Genomic DNA, 7,278 nt, shown 5'->3' with positions numbered 1-7,278 from the left:
AACCCTTGGAGGGTTGAAAGAATGTAAATCAATCCAACCTGACCATCAACACATCGTGTACACCGATGGTGGCTTTAAGTTTGCTTTTTGTGTTTTTCAACTTTTTGTGATTGAATAAATCCCTTACCTGATAAGTTTTTTCCTTCGTATTTAACCCCTTACCGGTTTCAGCATCAGTAATTTTATGTTCACTCCAGTCGAAACTTAGTTCGGCGGGTTTTTCATTCATGTTAACAAAAGTCATCGCCCATGAGCCGTTGGCCAGTGGTTTAGCCCAAATTTCAATATTACCTTCATTGGAGACGCGAAATCCCTGAATGCCCAGAGAGTCCTGATTTACCCCGATCACTTCTTTGTTCGTAAGCGTTTTTATGGTCTCTTCAGTTGCTGAGCGCAGGTCATTGCCCATGATGAGCGGCGATGCCAACATGCTCCACATGGCAAAATGGCTCCTGTCTTCTGCGGCTGTCATGCCATTTCCCACTTCCATCATATCAAAATCATTCCAATGGTTAGGACCTGTAGCTGATCTGATATTTTTACGCATATTAATGATCTTCCACACACCCCATGATGACCACGTGCCGTGATCGTCTTCACAGTCCCAGCAATTAGAAATATCGCCTGAAACACGCCACATGTGACCAATCTCCTGCCCCCAATTCCAGGGCTCGTTGTCACCCCATTCGCAAATGCTGAACACAACCGGCCGGCCGGCTTTAGCCAGGGCATCCCTCATGGTCATATAAGCGCCTTCGGCATTTAGCTTTTCCGTATTGCACCAGTCATATTTCAGAAAATCAATATCCCATGAAGCGTAAAGGCGGGCATCCTGGTATTCATAACCCCGACTACCGGGATAACCGGCGCAGGTTTCAGAGCCTGCACAGTTATATAAGCCAAATTTCAACCCTTTGGAATGGACATACGCTGCCAATGCCTTCATTCCACTGGGAAATTTTTCAGGATCTGCCACCAGGTTACCGTTAGCATCCCGTTCTTTGGCCATCCATCCATCATCCAGTACAATGTACTCGTATCCTGCATCTTTGAGTCCCAACTCTACAAACTTATCAGCGATGTCCTTTACCAACTGTTCATTGATGTCAGTGGCGAATGTATTCCAACTGTTCCATCCCATAGGAGGTGTTGGCGCCAGCCCTTCGAACTTTTGAGCTTGCAGGTTAAGGGATAGAAAAATTAAAGCGGCAATAAGCAAATATCTCATGTGTCTTTGATTTGTTTTCAATGGTCCATGGCATAGCCAAAGTACTTAAGATCTGCCTTACGACCCTAAAATGTCATTTACATTCATCTTCAGTTGGCATAGCTTAGGCTTATGGTCATTTCATGTGATAATTAAGTAAATGGCAAAAAGAAAAGAGTCGCATCAGCAGCTAATTATCCTTCCTAAATGGCATCAAACTGCCTTTCGGGCGGGGATTCCGTATCCTGATCAACCAATCAGACTTTCGGCATCCATAGCTTTCGACACAACTCTTTTCACAACATTTATGAAGAGTACTACTATTTATTTCAGTAAGGTTTTAGCGAATAAACATGACATCGTCAATGTATACAGTCTGCCCCTCAATAACATCCTGAATTCTCCATACTAATATGCCCCATGGAGAACCCGTTTCCCACAATTTCAATTGATCGACGGGAATCTTAAAATAAGTCCATTCATTAGCAGGAACTGTTATTTTGTTATAATCTTTCCATGTTTCCCAAGTGCTTTCACTTTTATCTGTTATTATGTAAAGATCCAGATCAATGGACGCTCCTTTCATCCAGAAAGACAAGTACTTGAAGTCATCGTTTTCAGTATTGGTCCATCCAAACCCAAAAATATCCCAGGGCTTATACGTTTTAGCTACTGATGCAGTACCGGATTTAAATACATCAGTGCTAATAGTCGCAGGACTAAACCAAGATTGGTCAGAGTAACCCGGAGCATATTCATCTGTAAAAATCAAAAATGCTTTATCTCTGTTCACAAATACCTGCTCTGTTTCTTTTACACCTGCTAAATTTTCAATGGAAAGTGTAAGCTCATTCAGATCACTGGCGGGCATTTTCACCGTCAAAGATGTAGCTGTTTTAGATACAATAGCAACTTCGGTTGTGGTGCCGGTAATCAAAACCCGCGAAACATCATCCAGGTTTTTACCCGTTAAAGTGAGTTCGTCCCCTTCGCTGAAATTGTAGTTAGAAACATCAGTTATGGTAGCAAACCCAAGTACCTTGAAGGGTACTGTAAACGACACTCCCTTTCCGTTGGTAAAAACTATATCCTGCTCACCAACAGCAGCATCTATCGGTACATGGAAGATAAATGCTTCTCCTGTATTGAGTGTCGGATTTATATAAACTGAAGCATCATTGCCCGAGAACACTACCGAAGTGATATTCCCCAACCCGCTTCCTTTTAAAGTTAAAGTCTGATTAGCCGTACCCTCAGCAGGTATGACCTCACTTACCTGAGGGTTATCTGATGCACCGGCTGGTGCTGGCTCTTCCAGATCACATGCATATAATAGCACTGACAAAAGCAGCACTATGGATAAGGATGTATTTATATATTTTTTCATGTCAGTATTTTTTATTCAGAATTATTAATCTTCGTAATAAGAAACAGGATCATCCAATAACAGAGGGTTAATAACTGTTTCACTTTGAGGTACAGGCAGGTAAAGATCAAAGCCTGAGGGTATTGTGGCTTTAAAACTGTTTAATACCCTGTTATCACCGTATGTCCCTCTTTCCTGACTGGCCACCATTTGACTGGCTTTGGCTAATCCCTGACGTTGTATATCAAACCAGTAATCCCCCTCGAAAGCAAATTCCACTTTACGTTCATGCAATAGCTCATCCATGGTGAGGTTGGTGACAGGATCCAACCCTGCCCTGGTGTGAACCGCGTTAAAAGCTTCCAGTGCAAGAGCATCTGCCGTAGCTCCCGATCCCCCCATAACGGCTTCAGCATAGATCAAAAGCACATCGGCATAGCGAAGAATGTAAGTAGGCATACTGCTATGAGCATCAGTAGTCACAGGCTCGCCAGTTCTGTTAGGACCTACCATATATTTTTGAATATTTGATCTTGTAGCCGTAAAAATGTAAGTATTATCAGTTGTTAATCCTGTAGTATCATAAGTAAAACCATTGGGGTAACTGTCATTCACCCAATCATCCCTATGGAAGCCCTGCTCCATCACTGACCATTGACGCCTCATATCTCCTGGAGCATATCCAGTGGCAGGATCGAGCATATCTATTGAAGGTACTACGGCAGACCATCCCGCTGTTGAATTGGTAGGTGCCGGTGCAACCAATGGCTTAGGCGCTGCATAGGTCATAAAACGATTACCACCATCCCAACTGGCGTCTGCTGTCCATTGCAAGGCGAACAGGGATTCTACATTTCCTCTACCTACAGCAGAAGAAGTGAATAATTCATTATAATTAGGATACAAACCGACTAGCCCCGTGGCATTTGCGTAGTCTATTACTTCTTTTGCTTTTGCTTTCGCGTTCTCATAATCTTTCATGTAGAGATAGACTTTGGCCATCATCCCCTTGGCAGAGTATGAGGTAACCCTCCCTAACTGATAAGCCACTTCCGGCAAGTTTTCTTCGGCAAACTTCAAATCCTCGATAGCAAACCGCAGTACATCGGCCTGAAAATACCTGGGTACTAGGCCACTGCCTGATTTGGTCAATTCCAACGGACTTTCAACAATTGGGGCATCACCAAACGTACGTGCTATATAGAAGTAAGCAAAGGCCCTGATAAACCTGGCTTCCGCTATTCCTATGGTCAAAAATGGCTGCTCACCTATTTGTTCCTTTTTCAATTCAAAGGTTTCTATTAATACAGAAGCATTCCCGGCCGCCTTGTAACAGGAGGTCCATGTATCACCCACCAGCCCATCAGTACTCTGTATGTTAAAATTGTAGAATGAGTTATATTGCGGATTTCCGGCAACACCTGTTACGGTACCTCCCAGCACATCACCTACTGAGGTAAATGCCTTATCGAACCACCTGTTCCATACACGGCCATACAACAAACCTGTCGCGCCGTAAACCTCCTCGGCTGAGTTGTAGTAGTTATCAACCGTGGGTTGGGTAGTGGAAGGGTATTCCAGGTACTCCTTTTCGCATGACGATATCGTTAAACTAAGGATAAAGCTTATTATTAATGTGAATTGAGTCTTCATCTTTCTCATGTTTTAAAATTCAATATTTAAACCGACTGTGTATGAGCGGGGCACAGGATAACGACCATTGTCAACATTGATCAGTATACCTCTGCTACTGTTTGCCTGATCGCTGACCTTACCCAATTCAGGATCATATCCACTATAGTCGGTAAAGGTCACCAGGTTTTGACCTGAGATATATAGCTTCAATGCGGAGATCTTGGCTTTGCTTATCAGCTTGCTCGGGAAATTATAGCCCAACTGCACATTTTGAAGTCTCACATAGGTACCATCCTCTATGTACCTGTCTGATATTCTGCGGTTATTGTCATGCCATTGGTTATATCGTGGCATATCAGTATCAGTATTTTCTGCCGTATACCGGTCCAAAACACTAGATGCCTGATTGTTGTACAAATTGTTCAAAGCTTCAGTTTGTCTACGGGTATAGTTGAAAATGTCTCCGCCGAAACTTCCATAAACAAATACACTCAAATCAATTCCTTTATAACTTACCGTATTAGTTAAACCCAGAGTAAAGTCAGGGTTAGGATCACCAATAACCTGCACATCCTGATCATCAATAATACCGTTGCCGTCAAGGTCCTTATATTTGACATCTCCTAACCACAAGCCATCAGGCTTTACATCCAGTCCTGTTTCAAGGCTGTTAAGTTCTTCTTCGGTGGTGTACAATCCATCGGTTACATAACCATAGAACACTCCTACCGGATGTCCGGCCTGGGTATAGGCTATCAGCGATTTAGTACCATATTCATCAAATTCACCTTTTATGGCAGCTTCGGAAGTATTTAAGAAATCCAGCTCATTTTTATAATGGCTAAATACTGCAGCGGTTGTCCATGTGAAATTTGGTTTGCTAATATTTTTACTGGTCAAACTAATATCTATTCCATTATTGGTAATTTGCCCATCGTTAGCTACCGGAGTTTTTATGTCGTCCCATTCAGTCCCCAGTCCGGAATAAGCCCCTAACTGTGCGTTTAGAAGCATATCAGTGGAGATCTTCTTGTATACATCCACAGTAAGATCGATCTTACTGTCCAATAATGATGCATCAATACCCGCATTATAAGTTACAACAGACTCCCACCCCAGGTCCGGGTTGGGCACATTGGCAGGCACACTTCCATTACCAAAGGCAGAAATATTGATCAGGGTTACATTGGCCGTATATAAGTTAGCTCCTGTATTTTGATTTCCTACGGCACCATATCCAGCCCTTAATTTCAGGCTGTTTACAACGGGCAGGTCATTTGCAAAGGGCTCATTGGTGATAGTCCATGCAGCAGACACAGCAGGGAAATATCCCCATCTGTTGTTTGATCCAAAGCTTGAAGAGCCATCAGCCCTTAACGTTGCACTTATGGCATATCTGTCTTTGTAGGAGTAGTTTAACCTTCCAAAGTATGATTCCATCGCCCATTCACCAGCTCCTGCATTAATTTTTTCTCCCGAGTCATTACCCCCTTCACCGGCAGCCAGTGAGGGTAAATTCAAAGTCAGGTTTTGCCTGCTGGCCTGTAGATAATCAAATTCACTATGTTGGGCTTCGTGCCCTAACGTTACATATATATTATGTTCACCACCACCAAACGACTTATTGTATGTTAAGTAATTTTTAAATGCGTAGTACAAGCTTTGATTTCTTTGCTCCATAAGCTTGCTTGGGCTAATTATACTCACATTAAGGGCTTCATTTTCCACAAAGGGTTGAAAAGCCTTGCCATCAGCCAGTGTGTAATCATAGTTCAATTCATTTCTTAAAGAAAGACCTTCTATAAACTTGATCTCTCCATAAATTGAGCCTATGATCCGTGAGTTTATAGACCGAACATCCCTTAAATTAGCAAGTGCCACAGGATTGGATTGATTACCCACCAGCGCATTCCCAACCCTGATCTGCCCTACATAATCTCCATTTACATCTCTTACCGGTGCTGCCGGGCTATTATAAAGAACAACACTTGTTACCGCGTCAAATGCGTCAGTAAGCCCTATGCGCTGATTGCTCCTGCTTGCGTTTACACTAAAGCCGGCAGTAAGCCAATCTTTAAGATCGCTATCAACACTGGCTCTCATCGAGTACCTTTCAAAATCAGTCCCAGCCAGAATACCTTTCTGATTAAACTGTCCTAATGAAAAGTAATAATTGGTTTTATTTTGACCTCCCGACAGGGCCAGAACATTGCTTTGTACATGTCCTTTTTGATATATTTCATCCTGCCAGTCAGTACCATGCCCTAAAACCGAAGGATCAGCAAGTTCAGGATTAACGGCCATGTTCCCTCCTGTCACTTCATTGATTTCTGCTGTTACTGCATTCTGATACCTTGCATATTCCTGCAAATTCAGGACATCAAGTTTCTTAGGGATAGTCTGAACACCATAATAAGTGTTAAAAGTAAGCTTCCCCTCTCCTATCCTTCCTTTTTTGGTGGTAATTAATACCACACCGTTTGCAGCTCTGGAGCCGTATATAGCCTGAGCTGATGCATCTTTTAACACATCGATAGATTCGATATCAGAAGGGTTAAGTGTAGCCAGCACACTTTGGGTGGTTTGTCCCTCGCCTCCGCCCAGGAAGTTCTGGTTAAGCGAAGTGCTTTCAGCAGCTACCGGAACCCCATCAATGACGTAGAGCGGCTCGTTACCATTCACTGAGGTTAATCCCCTAATGCGAACAGATACACCCCCCCCCGGTTGTCCTCCATTGGAGCTAACAGATACTCCGGCCAGTCGCCCCTGAATCGCCTGGTCTATCCCTGCAACAGGCAGGTTCTGTATTTTTTCCTGATCGAGAGAAGATATTGATGTGGTTACATCTGACTTTTCAATAGACCCATAGCCTATAACAACAACTTCGCCCAACATACTAATGTCCTCTTCCAGCTCAACATCAATTGTTGTCTGCCCATTGACAGGTATTTCCTGAGGGCTAAATCCAATGAAGCTAAAAATCAATGTGGCATTGTCTGAAACGGTTATTTTAAAATTTCCGTCCGAATCAGAAGCCGTACCATTGGTCGTTCCTTTTTCAAAGATTGTA

The 7,278-nt window shown here is 43.0% G+C and carries 4 protein-coding genes; all 4 read right to left on the bottom strand.

Annotation, left to right across the window (positions count from 1 at the left end; all coding sequences use genetic code 11):
- Positions 1-28: 28 nt before the first annotated feature.
- Complete coding sequence (locus tag E1163_RS04155) at positions 29-1,228, bottom strand: glycoside hydrolase family 27 protein (protein ID WP_155169778.1); 1,200 nt, start codon at positions 1,226-1,228, stop codon at positions 29-31.
- A 319-nt stretch (positions 1,229-1,547) separates the two neighbouring features.
- The gene (locus E1163_RS04150; RefSeq protein ID WP_155169775.1) at positions 1,548-2,594 is read right to left on the bottom strand and encodes an IPT/TIG domain-containing protein; all 1,047 of its coding nucleotides are present in this window, start codon (positions 2,592-2,594) and stop codon (positions 1,548-1,550) included.
- A 24-nt stretch (positions 2,595-2,618) separates the two neighbouring features.
- Positions 2,619-4,226 (bottom strand): RagB/SusD family nutrient uptake outer membrane protein, encoded by a 1,608-nt coding sequence (locus E1163_RS04145; protein ID WP_155169773.1) that lies wholly within the window; start codon positions 4,224-4,226, stop codon positions 2,619-2,621.
- 12 nt (positions 4,227-4,238) lie between these two features.
- The coding region (locus E1163_RS04140) for a SusC/RagA family TonB-linked outer membrane protein (protein WP_155169771.1) at positions 4,239-7,278 on the bottom strand (3,040 nt) is incomplete at its 5' end.

The sequence above is a fragment of the Fulvivirga kasyanovii genome, assembly GCF_009711405.1.
GTDB lineage: Bacteria > Bacteroidota > Bacteroidia > Cytophagales > Cyclobacteriaceae > Fulvivirga > Fulvivirga kasyanovii.
The sequence above is the reverse complement of the archived record's forward strand: the minus strand, read 5'-3'. Positions and strand labels throughout refer to the sequence as shown.